The organism is Bacillus sp. CGMCC 1.60114 (assembly GCF_042676365.1).
GTDB classification, from domain to species: domain Bacteria; phylum Bacillota; class Bacilli; order Bacillales; family Bacillaceae_G; genus Bacillus_A; species Bacillus_A rhizoplanae_A.
Window position 1 is genome coordinate 138,788 of sequence record NZ_JBHTHG010000005.1, and the last position, 19,714, is coordinate 158,501.

A 19,714-nucleotide genomic window follows, 5' to 3' on the forward strand; every position below is an offset into this window, starting at 1 on the left:
AAGAATCAGAAAATTAGCTATTGCTTTACGACAAAGTGTGTATTATGATAATCAACAAATTTATATCGTTATGACGATGAAAAAGGATTAGTACATGTTCAATCTTTTTGCAGAGAGAGAATCCAGTGGCTGAGAGATTCTTAAAAGACAATATGGAACCTACCTTTGAGTTCTGCATATGCAGCGGGATATTCCCGTTATCAAACAAGAGAGCATATACATGTTGTATATGAATCAGGGTGGTAACGCCGGCAAAAGCTCGGTCCCTATTATAGGGATGCGGGCTTTTTTTATTTTTTTGAAGGAGGAAAAGTAGATGGTAAAAGAACAAGTACAGGCCATTACAAAAATGGAAGAAGATTTCGCACAGTGGTATACCGATATCGTAAAAAAAGCTGAGCTTGTTGATTATTCAAGTGTAAAAGGATGTATGATTTTACGTCCGTATGGATATGGTATTTGGGAAAATATTCAAAAAGTGATGGATGAAAAGCTAAAAGAAACAGGGCATGAAAATGTGTATATGCCAATGTTTATTCCTGAAAGTTTACTTCAAAAAGAGAAAGATCATGTAGAAGGTTTTGCACCAGAAGTAGCGTGGGTCACACATGGAGGAAGTGAAGAACTAGCAGAGCGTCTTTGTGTTCGTCCAACATCAGAAACGTTATTCTGTGAGCATTTCTCAAAAATTGTTCAGTCGTATAATGATTTACCAAAGTTATATAACCAATGGTGTTCCGTTGTACGTTGGGAAAAAACAACGCGTCCGTTCTTACGCACAACTGAATTTTTATGGCAAGAAGGTCATACAATTCATGAAACAGCGGAAGAATCACAGCAAGAAACGCTTAATATTTTAAATATATATGCGTCGTTTTGTGAAGAGTATTTAGCTATTCCAGTTATAAAAGGTCAGAAAACAGAGAAGGAAAAGTTTGCAGGAGCTAAAGCAACTTATACAATCGAAAGTTTAATGCATGATGGTAAGGCACTACAAACAGGTACATCACATAATTTTGGCACGAACTTCACAGAAGCATTTGATATTAAGTTTTTAGATCGAAGTGGGAAATGGCAGTATGCACATCAAACATCTTGGGGTGTAACAACGAGAATGATTGGTGCACTTATTATGGTACACAGTGATAATAACGGACTTGTATTACCACCAAAAATTGCGCCAACGCAAGTGATGATTGTACCAATTGCACAGCATAAAGAAGGCGTGTTGGAAAAAGCAGCTGAACTTCAAACGCGTATTCAGAAAGTAGCACGTGTGAAAATGGATGCAAGCAACAAAACACCAGGTTGGAAGTTTAATGAATATGAGATGAAGGGAGTACCAATTCGCCTAGAAGTAGGACCAAAGGATATTGAAAAAAATCAAGTTGTCCTTGTACGCCGTGATACAAAAGAGAAAGAAATTGTATCTTTAACCGAATTAGAAGAACGTATTACAACCTTACTTGATGACATTCAGCAGTCTCTCTTTGAAAAAGCAAAAGTATTTCGTGAAGAAAAAACATATATAGCTACTACTTTTGAAGAAATGAAACAAGTAGCAGAAGAAAAGCAAGGATTTATTAAAGCAATGTGGTGCGGAAGTCTTTCCTGTGAAGAAAAGCTGAAAGAAGAAGTAGGCGTTACATCACGTTGTATGCCATTTGAACAAGAGGAATTAGCTAAACAATGTGTATGCTGTGAGAAAGACGCGAAGCATATGGTGTATTGGGGCAAAGCGTATTAAAGAATGGCCCGCTATTCGCGGACAGCAAGTGAATGTAAGTGAATTTATTAAAAGTGAAAAAGGTTGGCAAAATGCCAGCCTTTTTCACTTTTGTAGGGAGTATTACTGCCCGTAAAAGCCCGATTGGTGAGGGCTAATAATCAGTGGGGGATAAAGAAAAAAACCACTGATTAAAGTTTCACTTTATGTATGGGTTCATAGATTCTTAACATTTTTCAAACACAAGGGATAGCAGTATTTATGTTAAAATATTAAATAAGAAAGTATGGGAAGGGAGTGAACTTAGAATATAAGTATCCTTATATTCTTATAAATGATGAAAAGGATAGAAAAGCAAATAATAGCAGGTACATTTATAGCAACAGCGGCATCTCTTATTTCCACACATGCATTTGCACAAGAAGAAAGCACAGCGACAGTAAATACAACGAATTTAAATATACGCCAACAACCAACAACACAAAGTCCAATTGTTGGACAATTAAAGCAAGGAACAACTGTGAAAATATTAGAGATACAAAAAGATTGGGCAAAGATCTCTCACAATGGGAAAGAGGGATATGTTGCACTGCAGTTTTTAAAGAAATCTACAGTAGAATCTAAGCAACAACCGAGTATTAATAATGCGAGTATTAATAATGGAAAACGTGAAATTGGTGTTGTAACAGCAACTCGTTTAAATGTTCGTAACAGTCCTGTTTTAGGTAGTACTCTTCTTGGAAATGTTCAAAAAGGAGAGAATGTAACAATTTTAGGGAAAGCAAATGGTTGGGCGAAAATTGAATATAAGGGTAAAGAAGGTTATGTTTCCTTAGAATTTATAAAAGTAGGAGAGAAAGAAGGACAGCCAGTATCACAGCAACCAACAACACCACAACAATCAGTAATTGATAATGGAAACTATGGAGCAGGAACAATAACAGCAACAAGTCTTCGAGTAAGAAGCGCAGCAAATACAAGCAGTAGCATACTCGGAAACTTAAAACAAGGTGAAAAGGTAACAGTATTAGGGAAAGCGAATGGCTGGGCAAAGATTTCGTACAACGGAAAAGAAGGCTATGTTTCCCTAGAATTTGTGAAATTAGAAGGGAAACCAGCAGAAAAGCCATCAGAAAAACCACCAGAAAATATCGTAACGAGTACTCAAGAGACAGGAACAATAACAGCAACAAGTCTTCGAGTAAGAAGTGCAGCGAATACAACGAGTACAATTCTTGGAAACTTAAAACAAGGCGAGAAAGTAACAGTATTAGGGAAAGCGAATGGCTGGGCGAAGATTTCGTACAACGGAAAAGAAGGCTATGTTTCCCTGGATTTTGTGAAGTTAGACGAGAAACCGGCAGAAAAACCAGCAGAAAAGCCAGCGGAAAAACCGCCAGAAAACATCGTAACGGGTACTCAAGAGACAGGAACAATAACAGCAACAAGTCTCCGAGTAAGAAGTGCAGCAAATACAACGAGTACAATTCTTGGAAACTTAAAACAAGGCGAGAAAGTAACAGTATTAGGGAAAGTGAATGGCTGGGCGAAGATTTCGTACAACGGAAAAGAAGGCTATGTTTCCCTAGAATTTGTGAAATTAGAAGGGAAACCAGCAGAAAAGCCATCAGAAAAACCACCAGAAAATATCGTAACGAGTACTCAAGAGACAGGAACAATAACAGCAACAAGTCTCCGAGTAAGAAGCGCAGCAAATACAACGAGTACAATTCTTGGGAATTTAAACCAAGGTGAAAAGGTAACAGTATTAGGGAAAGCAAATGGCTGGGCAAAGATTTCGTACAACGGAAAAGAAGGCTACGTTTCCCTAGAATTTGTACAAATTAGTACGAATTTAGATGCTAACGATGGAAGTAAAGGACAAGTGACAGAAGAAAGAGGAATTGTAAATACATCTTTATTAAATGTGCGCCAAGGTCCTTCCACAAGTACTTCAGTTGTAGCACGCTTGAATAACGGTCAGTCAGTTTCAGTACTTAGCAAGGAAAATGGTTGGGCAAAAGTTCGAGTAAATGGTGTAGAAGGTTATGTTTCTTTACAGTTCTTAAAATTAAAACAAGCATCTTCTTATGAAGTGATCACAGCGACAGGAAAAGTTCAAAAATCGAATGGGATGGAAGCAGAAAAAGAACTGCAAACAAAACAAGAAGACGGTTATATTGTTAGCGATGGTAAAGTTGTGAATATGAAACAAGGCTTTGTACGAGCGAATAAGTTGATTAATATTTACGATATCGCAACTGGTAAAAAGTTAACATATGTACGAGAAGGAGCTGACTTAAAGTTCATAAAAGCGGATGGAGACCGCGTGCAGGTGAAAATTGATGGTACAACAGGATATGTCAATATAGACGATGTTACTTTATATCCAAATATGGTTCATGAATCAGCGTCATATTATACAGTGAAAGATGGGAAGCTATATCATTACGTATATAATACTTCTTCGAAAAAGTATACGACCTATCAAATTGGTAATGCACCGAAACATTTAAAAGAAGGTGAGCGTTATGAGGCATTTGATAAAGAACAAATTGGTGGACAAGATAGCTATCAATATTTTGAATATATGCCGCTTCGCGTTACATCTACTTATACAGCGAAAGACATTGATGATTTCTTAAGAAAATATAGTCCAGATAGTCCGCTTATTGGAACTGGACAATATTTCGTTAATGCAGCACAAAAATATAATTTAAATGCAGGATATTTATTATCTCATGCCGTTTTAGAATCTGGTTGGGGGAAAAGTCGTATTGCGCAAGATAAGAAAAATTTATTTGGTTTTAGAGCGGTAGATTCTGATCCATACAACGGTGCAACGGCGTTTAAAACATGGGAAGAAGGTATTGATTTCTGCGCTTCATATATTGATCAAAATTATTTAAATCCAAATGGCTGGACATATAATGGCGGGAACTTGGGAGATAAATCACAAGGTATGAATGTCATGTATGCAAGTGATGAGAATTGGGGACAACAAATTGGTTCTCTTATGAATAGACTCGATGCTATGAATGGTGGAAAAGATTTAAATAAATACCAACTTGGGATGCTGCAACAAGGATCTGCGTTATTTAAAAATTTAGCTAATGAACCAGCTAGTTCAATATCCCGTAATATCATGGTTGCAATTAAACGAACAATTCAAACTTCAAATGGAACATATTATGAGCTGGTTTCTGATAACAAAGCATATACGAGTGTGTATGCGAAAGCAGATTCTGTAAAACTTGTATCTTCATACTAAAAAATAGATAGTTTCATAACTTCCATGTTACATAGAGATGAGTAATATGAGCATGAAATAAGTGAACTGTTGAAAAGTCATGATGTACAAACAGAAGCGCATTTAGATTTGGAAAAAATAATTCAAATATAAGTATTGATGGGCTTACATCTTATATGTGTCAGTAGTAAAATAGAAATTCTCGCACTTCTTACATCAGTGCGATGAAATCAAATAGGTGTTTTCGTATAATTAAAAAATTATTCTTTTTCTCAATCTATGAAAAATGCTACAATATAAAGAAAGAATACAATATTTTCCTAAGTGGAAATTGATTTGTAGAAAGGAAGAGACTTCATGCCTATTATTTTAGAAAAAGGACAGAAGATCGACTTAACGAAAGGAAAACCTGGTTTAACAAAGTTACAAGTTGGCTTGGGCTGGGATCCAATTGAAAAATCAGGTGGATTTTTATCTTCATTATTTGGAAGTAAGCCAAATATTGATTGTGATGCATCTGTGATTATGCTTGAAAATGATCGCTTTTTACATAAAAATGACCTTATTTATTTTGGAAATAAATTATCTTCTTGCGGAAGTATTATTCATTCGGGTGATAATTTAACGGGTGAAGGAGCAGGCGATGATGAAACTATCTTTGTGGAGTTATCAAAAGTTCCATCTAGAGTGAACCGCTTAATATTTGTTGTAAATATTTATGATTGTGTAAATCGTCGTCAAGACTTTGGAATGATTCACAATGCGTATATTCGTATTCAAAATCCACAAACAAATGAAGAGTTAGTACGTTATAATTTAACTGATAACTATGGCGGAAAGACGACGCTAATTGCTGGTGAAATATATCGTGATAACGGTGAATGGAAATTCTCTGCAATTGGAGACGGAACACAAGCCAAAAACTTAAGCGAAATTGTAACACGTTATCAATAAAGTGAAACTTCCATCAGTGGGGAGCTTCATCCCCCACTGATGGAAAGCTCTCACCAATCGGGCTCTTACGGGCAGTTATTCCCTACTTATCTTCCTCATTTTTCTCTACACCTTGAGATTTAGGGACCTTACTGCCCGTTAGAGCGGGATAATCTTTAAGGAGGCGCTATATATGGCAGCTATTTCATTACAAAAAGGGCAAAAAGTAGATTTAACGAAAACAAATCCAGGCCTTTCAAAAGTAATTGTTGGTCTTGGCTGGGATACAAATAAATATGATGGACAAGCTGATTTTGATTTAGACGTAAGTATTTTCTTAGTTGGTGCAAACGGTAAAGTTGGCGGAGGAGAAGATTTCGTTTTCTATAACAATCCAACTGGAGCAAATGGTTCTGTACAGCATTTAGGTGATAACCGTACAGGAGAAGGTGCAGGAGACGATGAAACAATCAAAGTAGATTTGAAAAATGTTCCTGCGCATATTGAACGTATTTGTTTTACCATTACAATTTATGATGGAGAAGGTCGTCGTCAAAACTTTGGACAAGTATCTAACTCCTTTGTTCGCATTTTAGATGAAGAGAAAAGCACAGAGCTGATTCGTTATGATTTAGGTGAAGATTTCTCGATTGAAACAGCGGTTGTAGTAGGTGAATTATATCGCCATAACAACGATTGGAAGTTTAATGCGATTGGAAGCGGCTTCCAAGGCGGATTAGCAGCTTTATGTAAAAACTTTGGTTTAGATGTAGAGTAAAGAATCTATGTAAATAGAGGTGAATGGATATGGTCATTCAGTTACAAAAAGGACAAAAAATTGATTTAGGTAAGACAAGCCCAGGCCTTACAAAAGCAATTATTGGTCTTGGCTGGGATATTAAACAATATGATGGCGGAGCTGATTACGATTTAGATGCATCTGCGTTCTTATTAAATCAAGAAGGTAAATGTACGAAAGAAACAGATTTTATTTTTTACAACAATTTACAATCTCCTTGTGGTTCTGTGACACATACAGGTGATAACCGAACTGGAGAAGGTGAAGGCGATGATGAGCAATTAGTTGTTGATTTAAATAAAGTACCAGCGGATGTACATCGTATTGCCATTACAGTTACGATTTATGATGCAGAGGGGCGCCGCCAAAACTTTGGACAAGTTGCCAATGCGTTCGTTCGTTTAGCTAATGAAGAAACAAATGAAGAAGTGCTTCGCTATGATTTAGGGGAAGATTTCTCCATCGAAACAGCAGTTGTCTTTTGTGAATTATACCGTCATAATGGACAGTGGAAGTTTAATGCTGTCGGAAGCGGCTTCCAAGGTGGATTAGCTGCGCTTGTAAGAGCGTACGGCTTGGATGCATAAGAAGGAAGCGAATTTCGTTTCCTTCTTTTCCGCTTTTTAGAAATTTTAGAAAAGAATAGGAGTCAACAACAATATGGAGATTTTACACGGAATTCTTGATACGTATGCCCAATTCTTTGATTTAGATATGTGGATAAAAGTATTGCAAGATCCAGTATCTTGGGGATTAATTGGTACGCTTGTTGTTTTAGAAGGATTGTTATCTGCTGATAACGCGCTTGTATTAGCCGTTATGGTAAAACATCTTCCAGCAGAAAAGCGTAAAAAAGCGTTATTTTATGGACTTATTGGTGCTTATGCATTCCGTTTTATTGCAATCGGAATTGGTATGTTCTTAATTAAATTATGGTGGGTAAAAGTGCTTGGTGCTCTTTACCTTGCATGGCTTTCTTTGAAATACTTTATTGATAAATCCAAAGGAAATGAAGAAGACGAAGAAGCTCATGGCATGAAGCAAGATAGTGTGCTATTTAAAATGTTTGGCATGTTCTGGGGAACAGTTGTAATGGTCGAACTAATGGATATCGCTTTCTCTGTAGATAGCGTTCTTGCGGCATTTGGTGTTTCAAACGAAGTATGGATTCTGCTTCTTGGCGGAATGCTTGGAATTTTAATGATGCGTGGTATTGCGGGTGTATTTTTAAAATTACTAGAACGTATTCCAGAGCTTGAAACGACAGCATATATATTAATTGCAATTATTGCTGTGAAAATGTTCCTTTCTGTAATTCATATTGAAATGCCACATTGGATGTTCTTTATGATTTTAGTTATAGCATTTGGGGCTACATTTATTTTACATTATATGAAAACATCTCGCCAAACTCGTGAAGAGGTGGCAGCTTCTAAGAAAGAAGATTAATAGGTTAATAGACTAAATGGGTTTGCTCGTTATGTGAGCGCCCATTTTTTATAAACGTTTCGTTTGGAGGTGAATTAGTGTGTTTTCACGTTTTACACTTCACCCACATGCATTAAACGGGGAAGAAGAATTGAAGCAATTTGAAGTAGAGTTAGCAAAGCGTCCGCATTATGAACTTACAGAGAGTGATATGCATTTTAGTTATGTCGGATGCCGTATTCTTGGTGTGCCGAATGATGTGGATGAATACTATAACCGATTATTTAGTTATGGCCAAAACGAGAATATCACTGTACTTCATGAACAAAATTTAAATAAAGTCATTCCTTCAGAGAAGCTTCGTGATATTCAAGAAGTTTTTTCATTACATCAACAAGCATCAAGCGGTTTAACTGTAAATCGACTTGTTGCTCATTTATCGGGAAAACGTTTGTTGCCTGAAGTTGACCATCCAGATATGCAACACTACATACACACAACTTTTATTTCAATTTTAAAGCTGTACGAAAGACAGCACAATCAATCGTTAAAAACAGAAGGTTTCCGCCGTTTTTTGATTGATATGATTAAGCTAAGTGAAAATTACGTTTCAAAATGGTTTTCGCAAAAGGATTATAAAGTGCAAATGCCTCAAATTATATGGTATGGTGATGTGTCGGAAAGCCAAACTTACTTTTTATACTTCCTTATTATGCTCGGATGTGACGTATTGTATTATCATCCAGAAGGAAAAGACAGATTTGAACAGATCGATGAAGAGAATCGGACATTTGTAATCTCACATCCAAGCCGAATTTCATTAGAACCATTTCCAGATAAAAAGCGTGAGCGCGTTGCAACGGTTGCATATCAAGCATCGAAAGAAATTGAGCAAGTGCTTCATCATGATAATTCGCTCTTATATAAACCGTGGCAATTCAGGGCATATACGCCAGTTGCGCGTACATTAAAGACAACATATGATGAACTATTTATCATTACGAAAGAGAAGGCATTTATAAGACCTACGTTCTTTGTAGAAAAGCAACATATATATATTCCGTCGTTATTTGCAAAGGTGTCTGGTGTTTCTAAAAATGAGAAAGAGTATTTTCAAAGATTAAAAATGTTAACATCGTATGAGAACAGTATATTAGTAAATCAATTTCCATTTACGAAAGAACAGAAAGCTAATTTTCAATTCCATTATCGTGATGCGTTAGATCGTTCTGGAAAGCTTGATGCGCAGAAAGTCATTCAAAGTCATTGGTGGCCGCATAAACGTTTACCTGAAGGATTACAATACGGCATTGCAGAAGCGATTATTCATACATGTGAAAGTCAGCTTTACAAGAGAATGGGAACAGAAACAGAGCAAGATGCTGCTTTATATGTGTTTGCGCAGCTTTCACAAATTCCACCGAACATACTTGAGCAGCTTGAGAAATTTGACTATTCGCAAGAAGTACCCAAAATAGTTATATTTAACAACGAAAAAAGTGGAGAACTTACGCGTTCTGATGCGATATTGATGCTCTTTTTAAATCGCATTGGTGTGGATGTTTTACATTTTAATCCGACAGGACGTAATGATATTGAGCAGTACATTGAAGCGGGAGCATTTGATTCACATTGGTTAGAAGAAGTGAGTTTTGATGTAGAGTTTCACGGTCCATCGGCCTATAAAAACTTATCAAATACTTTAAAAGGGCTATTTCGTCCATTTTTATAAAGGAAGGAAGATACATATATGAATCCGATTGTATTAGATCCAACAACAACAGAATTGAATGAACAAACATCACAAGATATTCGTTTGCAGTTAAGACAAGACCCTGAAGTACAGCGCATCTATAATGCGGTGGATATAAAAGATCAATTGGAATTAATCGAGCTAGGAAAAGAGCCATCTGTAGAGATTTCCAGGTTTGCGGATCAAATTTTACATACGATGACATTATCTAAGGTAGAAGATTCCGGTGAGCTATTAAAACAACTTGGGAAAATTATGGACAAGTTTGACAGTAAGGATTTCGTTGAAGAAAAAAGCGGTTTTTTCTCTCGTTTATTTAAAAAAGGAAATCAAATGATTGAACAAATCTTTAATAAGTACCAAACGATGGGACGCGAAATGGATAAAGTATACGTGGAAATCACGAAATATCAAGATGAAATGAAGCGTTCAATTGGTACGTTAGATGGTTTGTATGAGCAAAACTTAAAATACTATTTAGATTTAGAGAAATACGTTGTTGCGGGTGAAATGTTACTTGAGCGTCTGCAAACCGAATTAGTTCCGATGTATGAAGAACGTGTTCGTAACAATGATCAGCTTGCAGGAATCGAACTGGAATCCTTAAAAAACTCTGTAGAAATTTTAGAGCAGCGTATTGATGATTTAGAAAAAGCGCGTATGGTTGCATTACTAACAGCGCCGCAAATTCGAATGATTCAACGAGGTAACAACAAGTTAATAGGGAAAATTAATACAGCGTTTATTACGACAATTCCTATTTTTAAAAATGGTATTATTCAAGCTGTAAATGCAAAACGTCAAAAGCTTGTTGCTGATTCAATGGCAGAGCTTGACCGCCGCACAAACGAGCTATTGAAGAGAAATGCACAAAATATCGCGACGCAAAGTGTAGAAGTAGCAAAATTGGCGGGTTCTTCAAGTATTAAGATGGAAACTCTTGAAGAGACTTGGAATATTATTTCTAAAGGTGTTCAAGAAACAAAACAAATTGAAGAACAAAACAAACTTGAGCGTGAAGAAAGTCGTAAGCGTATGGCAGAATTAACAGACAAAATTAAAAAAGAAATGCAAGGATAATGAATGATAAAAAAGGCAATGGGATTAGTCCTATTGCCTTTTCACTTTATTTTTTAATTAATGAACCTAATTCTTCTGTAATAGCTTGCATTTCGCTAATGCTAAATGTTTCACGTTTCATAACGTGTTCATAAATGTCACGTAAGTCTTCGTACATATCTTCATTGAAGTTTGAAGCTCTCATTGCACCAGCGTTTACCATGCGTAATTTTTCTTTAATTGCTTCTACCATATATTCAACGTTTTCCTGCGTTTTTACGGATAAATCCATGGAAGTGTCCCCCTTTAAATAAGATAGACTTATCTTAACATTTTTTATCATTTTCGTTAACGGAAGTTTGCAATCGCATTAAATTAGCACCTATTCCCTTTATAAGTAATTGTTGATTGTTTATACTAAATATAACAAATGCATCATGAAGGGAAGAAACAAATATGGTTCGAGTTTTATTTGTTTGTCTAGGAAACATTTGTCGTTCTCCGATGGCAGAAGCAATTTTTCGTGAACTTGTAAAAAAAGAAGGGTTAGAGCAAGCGATTACTGTCGATTCTGCTGGAACAGGAGATTGGCACATTGGCCACCCGCCTCATCATGGCACACAAAAAATTTTAATAGAAAATGAAGTGTCCTTTGAAGGAATTAAAGCACGTCAAGTAGAAAAAGAAGACTTAACAAAGTTTGATTACATAATTGCAATGGACAATAAAAACTTAGACGACTTAAAAGCTTTAGGAAAAGCAGGCGGCTATATTGGCAGACTATCCGATTTTGTTCCAGACGGTGGCTGGACAGATGTTCCGGATCCATATTTTACAGGAAACTTTCAAGAAGTATATGACCTTGTAACAGAAGGATGTGCAAAATTGCTAGCGTTCATTCGAAATGAGCAAGGAATATAAGGATGTTAGTTCAGAAAGTATAACGTGAAACTTCCATTGGTGAGCAACGCTGCTTATGGTTAGTTGAACCAATCGAACTCTTATAGGGAGATACCTCGAGGCTATCACCTCATTGTCCGTTAGAGCGAGATAACTTTCTAACAAAATAGATGAAAGGGTGAAGGAATATGGCAAAGAAGGGAAATATCGTACGAAATATTGCAATCGGTGTGGCAGCAGGTGTGGCAGTTTCTATGTTAAAGAAAGAAAATCGTGAAAAAGTGAAGTATACGGCAGGAAAAGCGAAAACAAAAATGATTCAAATTGGTGAAAATGCAAAGATAAAAGAAAAAGTGCAAACAGTTACAGATAAAGGACGCGAAATTGCTGATTTTAATGTTGTAAAAGCGAAAGTAGCAGAAATTAAAAAGTTAACACCAGCTGTTGTTGAAACATTAAAAGAGACGAAAGATATTTTTAGTAAGAAGAAAAATAATGTGAAAGAACAACCAGAAACAATTGAAATTCAAGCGGTTGTACCGACAGAAGAGTTAAAGGCGGAAGAAGAACTGATTGTAGCAGAAGATAGCGGTAAAAAGGAATCTATTGTAGAAGAGAAGAAATCGGAAGCGTTTATTGAACTAAAACAAAATCAAGAAGAAAAGAAAAGCGTTTAAAAAAGATGAAAACATTTTTACAAAAAGCAAGAACTCATCATGTTTTCACATTTGGAAAAGACTTATATGATCGAACGATACGAGATGATTTGGCGGGCTTAGCAGCACAGCTCGCTTATTTCTTCTTGCTTTCTCTTTTTCCGGCACTTGTTTTTTTAATAACGCTTCTTGGATATATCCCAATTGAGACGGAAGATGTATTATCCTTTTTACAGAATTATGCTCCTGAAGATGTACTGAGTTTAATCGAAACAAATGTAGATAAAATAGTTAGTGAACAAAATGGTGGATTATTATCGTTTGGTTTACTTGCAATGTTATATTTTGCTTCGAATGGCGTAAATGCTGTGATGAAGGCATTTAACCGTGCCTATGATATTACTGAAACACGTTCATTTATTACAACAAGAGCATTGTCAATTGTATTAACATTAGCAACGATTTTTATGATTGTCTTTGCTTTAATTTTACCTGTATTTGGACAATTAATTGGATCAGCGATTTTTAAAGCTCTAGGTTTATCTCATGAATTTTCGTTTGTTTGGAGTATTGTTCGATTATTATTAAGTTTTCTCGTATTATTTGGTTTATTTTGCTTTTTGTATAAATTTGCCCCAAATCGTCATGTAAAGAGAAGAGAAGTGGTGACAGGAGCATTATTTGCTACGATTGGATGGATTGTGGCATCGTATTCATTTGCATTCTATGTCGATAACTTTGCAAATTATTCTAATACATATGGTAGCCTCGGTGCTATTATTATTTTAATATTATGGTTTTATTTAACTGGCTGGGTAATTTTGCTTGGCGGAGAAATTAACGCACTCTTGAATTATTATCGAACGAGTGACAATAATTCCCGTAATTAAAAGTAACCCTCTGTTCCATACTAAAAGGGAATAGGGGGGATTATTCATGGGTCAAAATAAAACTGGCAATAGCAAAAACGATAAAAATCAACGTAAACAACACAGCAGCTCACAGCCAAAACATAAAACGAGCAGCAGTGCAAACGGACATAACGGTTATCATTAAAAAAAGGGTTCCATATTGGAACCCTTTTAATTATTTGCCTTTAATAATCGTAATCCATTTAAAATAACGAGAATGGTACTTCCTTCATGACCGATGACACCTAATGGGAGTGCTAAAAATTGTAGGAAGTTTGAACAGATGAGCAGCATAATTACTGTCAATGAAAAGATAACGTTTTGCTTTACAATACGATTCATTCGTTTTGATAAGCGAATTGCTTGTGCTAAGCGAGAAAGTTCATTTTTCATTAAGACAACGTCTGCAGTTTCTAAAGCAACATCAGTTCCTTCTCCCATCGCAACTCCAATACTTGCTGTGGCTAATGCAGGAGCATCATTAATGCCATCACCGACCATTGCCACTGTACCATATTTCTTTTTCAATTCTTTTATTGCTTCCACTTTTGTTTCTGGTAAGCAGGATGCATAATACTCTTTAATATTACTTTCAGCAGCGATGGTTTTTGCCGTTTGTTCATTATCGCCTGTAATCATAATCGCTTCGATACCAAGGCTTTGAAGCTCGTGAATTGCTGCAATTGTTTCTTGGCGTAGTGTATCTTTTAAGGCAATAAGACCGAGAATACCTTTCTCATCGCTTACATATACAACAGTTTTTCCTTCTTGTTCTAATTTCATTGAAATGCCGTTATGGAATGATTTTGTTTCTTCACCCATAAAATCAGCTTTCCCAATTTTGTAAGCTTTGTTTTGCAGTGTTCCTTTTAAGCCAAATCCAGTTACATCTTCAACGTTTTCTGGTTTTGTTAATGTCATGTCATATGCATGTTTTGCATATTTAACAATTGATGCTGCTAAAGGATGTGTAGAATGACTTTCAATAGATGCTGTAATGTGCAATAACTCTTTTTCAGATATTCCGTCACGCGTATATACATCTGTTACTGTTGGCTTTCCTTGTGTTAATGTACCTGTTTTATCAAAGGCGATGGCTTTTAATGAAGCGAGTCTTTCTAAATGAACACCACCCTTAAATAAGATTCCATGGCGTGCACCGTTTGAAATTGCCGATAATGTAGCTGGTGTAATAGCTGCAACGAGTGCACAAGGAGAAGCTACAACGAGTAAAATCATTGCACGGTAAAATGTTTCATTCCAGCTCCAGCCAAGCGCATAGTGAGGAACAAACATCATGAGCCCTACAACAAGAAGGACACCTTTCACATATGTTCCTTCAAATTTTTCAATGAAAAGCTGTGAAGGTGATTTTTCGCTTTGTGCATTTTGTACGAGACGAATAATTTTTTGGAACAATGTTTGATCGCTATGTTTTGTGATTTCTACTTCGATGGCACCGCGTAAGTTAACAGTTCCTGCGAATACTTCGTCGCCTGTTCTCTTTTCATTTGGAATAGGTTCACCTGAAATGGCAGCTTCATCAATATTTGTTTCGCCAGTGTGAATTACACCGTCAGCAGGAATACGTTCACCTGGCTTAATTAAAATGATGTCACCAATTTGCAGCTGTTCGACTGAAATACGTTCTTCTACTCCACGAGAAATACGCAGTGCTTCTTCAGGCTGTAAGTCGAGCAGTGCTGAAATTTCCTTTTGACTTTTATCCAGCGTGTAAGCTTCCATAGCTCCGCTTAAAGCGAAGATAAAAATTAATATAGCGCCTTCTGTCCAGTAGCCGATAATTGCTGAGCCAATAGCTGCAAAAAGCATGAGCATTTCCACGTTTAGCTCTTTTTCCGCAATCGTATCTTCAATACCTTCTTTTGCTTTTGCATACCCACCAATTACATAAGCTAATACGTAAAATATAGTTGCAGCAGTTGTTAGGTCATTCTTTGTTAGTAACCAACCTGCTAAAATAAAAATTCCAGATGTAATTGCAAAAATGAGTTCATAATGTTTTTGGAATGATTCTAACCAGGATGGAGAAGTTGGCGTTACTGGTTGCTTTGATAATGCTTTTACTTCAGAATTCATAACTTTTTGCTCCTTTCTATTGAGAAAAAATTTATTATGGAAACCAGTGAAAGATGGATAGTAGCTTTCTTTTAAGGTGGTGTTTCCGTTTGTTTTAATAATACTTTTATTTCAGCATCCATAGTTTTTCGCTCCTTTCTATTGAGAAAAAGAATCATCATCGACAGCTCTATAAAATGGAGAAAGCTGCCATCCATCTAGATAGCAGCATTCATTTAAGTTGAAACGTTCTTTTGCTTTGAGAATATTTTTACTAGTGAATTCATCTCGTTTTACTCCTCTCATTGAGAAAAAGAATCATCATCGAAACCCTTATAAAACGACGAAAGCTGCCATCCATACGGATAGCAGCATTTCTTAGAAAACACATTCTGTGTAGTTATTTACTTTATTATTATTCTAAATTGTAACATATGTTTCCACATAGAGAAAGATTTTTTACTTAATGATTATAAGTAAAAAATCTTGTGTTTTTGACTTTGCTTTGTTATATATGAATATTGTTCGTAAAAAAGTACGGAAAGGAAGACATCACGTGAAGGTAGAAAGATTTTTTACACATCCGCTCGGCGTATTTGTTGCGGCATTAAGTACAACTTTTTTATGGGGCAGTGCGTTTCCTTTTATTAAATTAAGTTATGTCCAGTTAGACATTCAACCTCATGAAGTAGGTGAACAAATTTTATTTGCAGGTTATCGATTTTTCATAGCGGGATTCATGCTCTTATTCTTTTTTAAAGCACTAGGAAAAAATGTATCTTTCCAAAAAGGTACAGCGAAGCAACTTGTTCAGATTGGTTTGTTTCAAACGTTTTTACAATATGTTTGTTTTTATATTGGTATGAGCTATAGCACTGGGATTGAAGGAGCAGTTATTTCTGGAACATCTTCATTCTTTCAAATTTTATTAGCACATTTTTTATATAAAGATGATTCATTAAATATGAGAAAAATCGTTGGGGTATTAATCGGTTTTTGTGGTGTAGTCCTTGTAAATATTCCAAAGGGGAATATGGATTTTCACTTTGGGATTGGCGAATTGTTATTATTAGGTGCGGCAATTCTGTACTCATACGGTAACATTTTGGCGAAAGAAGGCAGTAAAACGATGGATGTAGGCTATATGACTGCATATCAAATGATTATTGGTTCTTTAGGCTTATTGTTCATCGGGGTTTTACAAGTTGGATTTATGCCATTTACATTCCATATGCAAACGCTGCTTATGCTATTATATTTATCTTTCTTATCGGCAGCGGGATTTTGTATTTGGAATACAGTGATGAAATACAACAAAGTTGGAAAAGTATCGATGTACATGTTTTTCATTCCAGTGTTTGGTGTAATATTATCAAGCTTAATTTTAGGCGAAGCGATTCATTCTTTCGTGTTGTTTGGATTGGCATGTGTAGCGACAGGAATCATTGTGGTGAATCGTACACCTATAGTGAAAAAAACGGAGCAAATACAAAATCAGCGTGAAGAGGCTCAGTAAGAGCCTCTTTTCTATATGTAAGGCCAGGAAGTATGAAATGGATCTTTTTCAAAAAGTGATGGAGTAACAGAAAAACACTTATTTTTTGTTGAAACTTGTAGGTAAAAGGAAGGAAAATGACGTTTTTATATCGAATAACATAGAAATATTAATTCATCAAGGAGAAAAATATGAATGAGATGTACGTATTGCTGATTGGACAAGTAACTTTGTTTCTATTCGGTACAATTTATGCAATAAGGCAATCAAAACAAACAAAGAAAAACGAACCATTACCTTTATTTATACGTTTACTCCTAAGCCTTTCATTAACTGGAGCTGCAATATGGATGTGGGTGCAAGACCCTGCGACACCTTATCGGCAATGGGTTGCAATAGGTATGATTTTGTCAACAATTGGCGATTTATTTATGGCAGGCTTAATTCCATTTGGTAACCGTTTAATTGGCGGAATGGTAGCATTTGCTATTGCACATTGCTTGTATGTTACAGCCTTTTTAGAAACAGGTATTTCATGGAATGGGTTATGGTTTAGTTTAGTAGGATACGGGTTATTTTTAATTATTGGCTGGTTCTTTTTTATTCGAAATAATAAGCAAGATAAGTTATTTACAATAGGAGCACTTATATACGGGCTTTGGGTTAGTGGAATGGCATGCTTTGCATTTGCACTTGCTTACTTGAACGGTGGAATATGGTGGATTCCAGCGTTTGGAGGTTTATTGTTTGCCATCTCCGATTTTATTATTGGTGTTACTGATATCGGCGGACGAAATATAAAATATGATCCTCTTTGGGTTTGGGCAACATATGTTGGAGCACAAATATGTATTATTTATGTTGGAATGTAATAAAGCAAGCTGGTATATAACCAGCTTGCTTACTTTTTAATTATTTATGCTGCCATGATATTTTTTTGTTGTAAAGCAGCTAAGCTATATTCGTCAGCAGGTTTATAACCTTGAGATAGAAGGTCATTAATATATAACTTATTATAAATAAAACAGAAAACTAAATTAGAAAAACCGAATGTGAATGTACTTGCAATTAAGATAATTAATAACCATTTCCAATCCCCGCGAAATAGTGCTGGAAAGAAGCCGAAGAAAAATACAGTCCAGCTAAACCCTAGTTTTGTTTGTTTAATTTGTCCAGTTCGTTCGTTTTTTAGCATAACCTTCATAATAAAAATAAATCCTCCTTGTATTTTATGTATCAAATAAAAAAGACCAGAAACATTATATCAAAAAACTATATATAAGGATGTTTTTTAGAATATAATTGTAAGATTTGATAAAGTGAAACTTTAATCGGTGGGGGTTTTCTTCATCCACTGCTGAATATTTGCCATCTATATAGAAATGAAAGAAGAACTGCTTATTAGTAGTTCTTTTTGTTGGTTAAATAATTTATATATATAGAATATGATGTTTTCGTTGTAAATAGTATATGCAGTTTACTGATAATATAGAATTTATTTACAAAAATATTTTATAATATATGTACATTGAAGGGTAAAGGAGAGAAGGATGAGACAGAAAAGCCGCTTTCGGGAATGGATTGAAATATTTGCGATTGCATGCATTATCGCTTTTTTTATGAAAGTATTTGTGTTTTTTCCGACGACGGTGCAAGGAGCTTCCATGCAGCCTACACTTTATGAAGGAGATAAAGTCATTATAAATAAGTTGGTAAGGAAAGTTGATAGCTATCATCATGGTGATGTAATTGTGATAAAAACAGATAATTATTATGTGAAGCGTATTATCGGTCTACCTGGAGATACAATTGAAATGAAAAATGATCAGTTATATATAAACAGTCAATTGCAAAAAGAATCATATTTAGAAAAAAATAAGAAGCAGGCAAAACAACTTATGATGAATTTAACTGAGGATTTTGGTCCGATGATCATTCCGAAAAATAAAATCTTTGTGATGGGGGATAATCGATTAGTAAGCCGCGATAGTCGTAATGGGCTAGGGCTAATTGATAAAGATGATGTATTAGGAAGTTTGGTTGCAATCTATTATCCTTTTAAACGGATGCAAATAGTAAATTAGAAGGAGAGGGGCTATGGAAGATATTATTGGTCACATTCTCGCTGGGGTTGTACGAGGGGCAATTGCATTAGGAGAAGCGGCAGCAGATGCTACAAAGGTTATTGCTCGCGGAACAGTTGGAATTGTAAAAGTTGTAGGAGAAGCTATAGGAGAGGAAATTGTAGAACAAGCGTTAGAAAGCATAGAAGGATGAGAGAAGCGAAAGCAAAGAAGATTTGCTCGTCATATTGAAAAGTTAAAAGGGCATGAGTGGTTCAAAGTCATATATGAAGATATAAAATGCCGAGATGTAATTCATACGGAAGAACGTTATCGGAATTTATTGAGTAAGCGGCGGTATATGCATAAACTAATTCGTAACGAAAACGAAAGACAACAATTCATTCAGCAAATTCGTGTGGAAGCAAAGGTTGATGATGTGATTTGAGATATAAAGTGAAACTTTAATCAGTGGGGAGTTTGGTGGAAATTTTTACCGATCGGACGCATGCCATCAGTTACCTTCACATAAGAGTTTAGTAAAGAAAGCAGCCAAAATGGGGCTGTTGACAAACTCTTCGAGTTAATCAACTTCTTCGGGAACTTTCAGAGCCTATGTAGTACGATAGACTACATAGGCTCTTTTTATTTTGGAGGTTTTG

Annotated in this window: 18 protein-coding genes and 1 other annotated feature; of the genes, 15 read left to right on the top strand and 3 right to left on the bottom strand. The window is 35.7% G+C overall.

Annotated features, from left to right (window positions below; translation table 11 throughout):
* The first annotated feature begins 67 nt into the window (after nucleotides 1–67).
* Nucleotides 68–271 (top strand) — a binding site (T-box leader).
* 45 nt (nucleotides 272–316) lie between these two features.
* The 8 genes from proS to ACFQZ1_RS02965 all read left to right on the top strand — a co-directional run bounded on the left by proS (nucleotide 317) and on the right by ACFQZ1_RS02965 (nucleotide 10,969).
* Nucleotides 317–1,747 carry a proline--tRNA ligase gene (gene proS / locus ACFQZ1_RS02930; protein WP_377880605.1) on the top strand — a complete coding sequence of 477 codons (1,431 nt, stop codon included), beginning with the start codon at nucleotides 317–319 and terminating at the stop codon, nucleotides 1,745–1,747.
* 313 nt (nucleotides 1,748–2,060) lie between these two features.
* On the top strand, nucleotides 2,061–4,997 hold the full coding sequence (locus tag ACFQZ1_RS02935; RefSeq protein WP_377880606.1) for an SH3 domain-containing protein: 2,937 nt from the start codon (nucleotides 2,061–2,063) through the stop codon (nucleotides 4,995–4,997).
* A 336-nt stretch (nucleotides 4,998–5,333) separates the two neighbouring features.
* Complete coding sequence (locus tag ACFQZ1_RS02940) at nucleotides 5,334–5,930, top strand: TerD family protein (RefSeq protein WP_377880607.1); 597 nt, start codon at nucleotides 5,334–5,336, stop codon at nucleotides 5,928–5,930.
* A 172-nt stretch (nucleotides 5,931–6,102) separates the two neighbouring features.
* A complete protein-coding gene (locus ACFQZ1_RS02945; protein ID WP_377880608.1) occupies nucleotides 6,103–6,687 on the top strand; it encodes a TerD family protein in 585 nt (194 codons plus the stop codon).
* Nucleotides 6,688–6,716: 29 nt separating this feature from the next.
* Entirely contained in the window at nucleotides 6,717–7,295 is a 579-nt protein-coding gene (locus ACFQZ1_RS02950) for a TerD family protein (RefSeq protein WP_377880609.1), read from the top strand.
* Nucleotides 7,296–7,368: 73 nt separating this feature from the next.
* Entirely contained in the window at nucleotides 7,369–8,157 is a 789-nt protein-coding gene (locus ACFQZ1_RS02955) for a TerC family protein (protein WP_377880610.1), read from the top strand.
* Between the two features lie 79 nt (nucleotides 8,158–8,236).
* Entirely contained in the window at nucleotides 8,237–9,868 is a 1,632-nt protein-coding gene (locus ACFQZ1_RS02960; protein WP_377880611.1) for a YceG family protein, read from the top strand.
* 18 nt (nucleotides 9,869–9,886) lie between these two features.
* Complete coding sequence (locus tag ACFQZ1_RS02965; protein ID WP_377880612.1) at nucleotides 9,887–10,969, top strand: toxic anion resistance protein; 1,083 nt, start codon at nucleotides 9,887–9,889, stop codon at nucleotides 10,967–10,969.
* Nucleotides 10,970–11,015: 46 nt separating this feature from the next.
* Here the strand turns inward: ACFQZ1_RS02965 and ACFQZ1_RS02970 are convergent, their stop codons facing one another.
* Nucleotides 11,016–11,240, bottom strand: a complete 225-nt coding sequence (locus ACFQZ1_RS02970) for a DUF1128 domain-containing protein (RefSeq protein ID WP_098311126.1) — start codon at nucleotides 11,238–11,240, stop codon at nucleotides 11,016–11,018.
* A gap of 164 nt (nucleotides 11,241–11,404) precedes the next feature.
* On the opposite strand from ACFQZ1_RS02970, the gene ACFQZ1_RS02975 reads away from it, so the two are divergent.
* The 3 genes from ACFQZ1_RS02975 (at nucleotide 11,405) to ACFQZ1_RS02985 (ending at nucleotide 13,394) form a co-directional block, all read left to right on the top strand.
* Nucleotides 11,405–11,869, top strand: a complete 465-nt coding sequence (locus ACFQZ1_RS02975; RefSeq protein WP_377880614.1) for a low molecular weight protein-tyrosine-phosphatase — start codon at nucleotides 11,405–11,407, stop codon at nucleotides 11,867–11,869.
* A gap of 167 nt (nucleotides 11,870–12,036) precedes the next feature.
* Nucleotides 12,037–12,525 (top strand): DUF4075 domain-containing protein, encoded by a 489-nt coding sequence (locus ACFQZ1_RS02980; protein WP_377880615.1) that lies wholly within the window; start codon nucleotides 12,037–12,039, stop codon nucleotides 12,523–12,525.
* Between the two features lie 5 nt (nucleotides 12,526–12,530).
* The gene (locus ACFQZ1_RS02985; RefSeq protein WP_377880616.1) at nucleotides 12,531–13,394 is read left to right on the top strand and encodes a YihY/virulence factor BrkB family protein; all 864 of its coding nucleotides are present in this window, start codon (nucleotides 12,531–12,533) and stop codon (nucleotides 13,392–13,394) included.
* Nucleotides 13,395–13,586: 192 nt separating this feature from the next.
* Here ACFQZ1_RS02985 and ACFQZ1_RS02990 read toward each other — a convergent pair whose 3' ends face one another.
* Entirely contained in the window at nucleotides 13,587–15,515 is a 1,929-nt protein-coding gene (locus tag ACFQZ1_RS02990; protein WP_377880617.1) for a heavy metal translocating P-type ATPase, read from the bottom strand.
* A gap of 535 nt (nucleotides 15,516–16,050) precedes the next feature.
* Between ACFQZ1_RS02990 and ACFQZ1_RS02995 the strand changes: the two genes are divergently transcribed.
* Nucleotides 16,051–17,010: a DMT family transporter gene (locus tag ACFQZ1_RS02995; RefSeq protein ID WP_377880618.1), complete on the top strand. Its 960-nt coding sequence runs from the start codon at nucleotides 16,051–16,053 to the stop codon at nucleotides 17,008–17,010.
* A gap of 170 nt (nucleotides 17,011–17,180) precedes the next feature.
* Nucleotides 17,181–17,861, top strand: coding sequence for a lysoplasmalogenase (locus ACFQZ1_RS03000; protein ID WP_377880619.1), 681 nt, complete (start codon nucleotides 17,181–17,183; stop codon nucleotides 17,859–17,861).
* A gap of 44 nt (nucleotides 17,862–17,905) precedes the next feature.
* On the opposite strand, the gene ACFQZ1_RS03005 is transcribed toward ACFQZ1_RS03000, so the two are convergent.
* Entirely contained in the window at nucleotides 17,906–18,193 is a 288-nt protein-coding gene (locus ACFQZ1_RS03005) for a hypothetical protein (RefSeq protein WP_377880620.1), read from the bottom strand.
* Between the two features lie 346 nt (nucleotides 18,194–18,539).
* Between ACFQZ1_RS03005 and lepB the strand changes: the two genes are divergently transcribed.
* On the top strand, nucleotides 18,540–19,073 hold the full coding sequence (lepB, locus tag ACFQZ1_RS03010) for a signal peptidase I (RefSeq protein WP_377880621.1): 534 nt from the start codon (nucleotides 18,540–18,542) through the stop codon (nucleotides 19,071–19,073).
* Nucleotides 19,074–19,086: 13 nt separating this feature from the next.
* Nucleotides 19,087–19,266, top strand: a complete 180-nt coding sequence (locus ACFQZ1_RS03015) for a hypothetical protein (protein WP_377880622.1) — start codon at nucleotides 19,087–19,089, stop codon at nucleotides 19,264–19,266.
* The last annotated feature ends 448 nt before the right edge of the window (nucleotides 19,267–19,714 follow it).

What these genes read in the sequence shown, in the direction of transcription:
- ACFQZ1_RS02970 (WP_098311126.1), bottom strand. Translation starts at nt 11,240, where the DNA reads ATGGATTTATCCGTAAAAACGCAGGAAAACGTTGAATATATGGTAGAA.
- proS (WP_377880605.1), top strand. Translation starts at nt 317, where the DNA reads ATGGTAAAAGAACAAGTACAGGCCATTACAAAAATGGAAGAAGATTTC.
- ACFQZ1_RS02990 (WP_377880617.1), bottom strand. Translation starts at nt 15,515, where the DNA reads ATGAATTCTGAAGTAAAAGCATTATCAAAGCAACCAGTAACGCCAACT.
- ACFQZ1_RS03015 (WP_377880622.1), top strand. Translation starts at nt 19,087, where the DNA reads ATGGAAGATATTATTGGTCACATTCTCGCTGGGGTTGTACGAGGGGCA.
- ACFQZ1_RS02940 (WP_377880607.1), top strand. Translation starts at nt 5,334, where the DNA reads ATGCCTATTATTTTAGAAAAAGGACAGAAGATCGACTTAACGAAAGGA.
- ACFQZ1_RS02980 (WP_377880615.1), top strand. Translation starts at nt 12,037, where the DNA reads ATGGCAAAGAAGGGAAATATCGTACGAAATATTGCAATCGGTGTGGCA.
- ACFQZ1_RS02945 (WP_377880608.1), top strand. Translation starts at nt 6,103, where the DNA reads ATGGCAGCTATTTCATTACAAAAAGGGCAAAAAGTAGATTTAACGAAA.
- ACFQZ1_RS02985 (WP_377880616.1), top strand. Translation starts at nt 12,531, where the DNA reads ATGAAAACATTTTTACAAAAAGCAAGAACTCATCATGTTTTCACATTT.
- ACFQZ1_RS02955 (WP_377880610.1), top strand. Translation starts at nt 7,369, where the DNA reads ATGGAGATTTTACACGGAATTCTTGATACGTATGCCCAATTCTTTGAT.
- ACFQZ1_RS03005 (WP_377880620.1), bottom strand. Translation starts at nt 18,193, where the DNA reads ATGAAGGTTATGCTAAAAAACGAACGAACTGGACAAATTAAACAAACA.
- ACFQZ1_RS02965 (WP_377880612.1), top strand. Translation starts at nt 9,887, where the DNA reads ATGAATCCGATTGTATTAGATCCAACAACAACAGAATTGAATGAACAA.
- ACFQZ1_RS02935 (WP_377880606.1), top strand. Translation starts at nt 2,061, where the DNA reads ATGATGAAAAGGATAGAAAAGCAAATAATAGCAGGTACATTTATAGCA.
- lepB (WP_377880621.1), top strand. Translation starts at nt 18,540, where the DNA reads ATGAGACAGAAAAGCCGCTTTCGGGAATGGATTGAAATATTTGCGATT.
- ACFQZ1_RS02975 (WP_377880614.1), top strand. Translation starts at nt 11,405, where the DNA reads ATGGTTCGAGTTTTATTTGTTTGTCTAGGAAACATTTGTCGTTCTCCG.
- ACFQZ1_RS03000 (WP_377880619.1), top strand. Translation starts at nt 17,181, where the DNA reads ATGAATGAGATGTACGTATTGCTGATTGGACAAGTAACTTTGTTTCTA.
- ACFQZ1_RS02950 (WP_377880609.1), top strand. Translation starts at nt 6,717, where the DNA reads ATGGTCATTCAGTTACAAAAAGGACAAAAAATTGATTTAGGTAAGACA.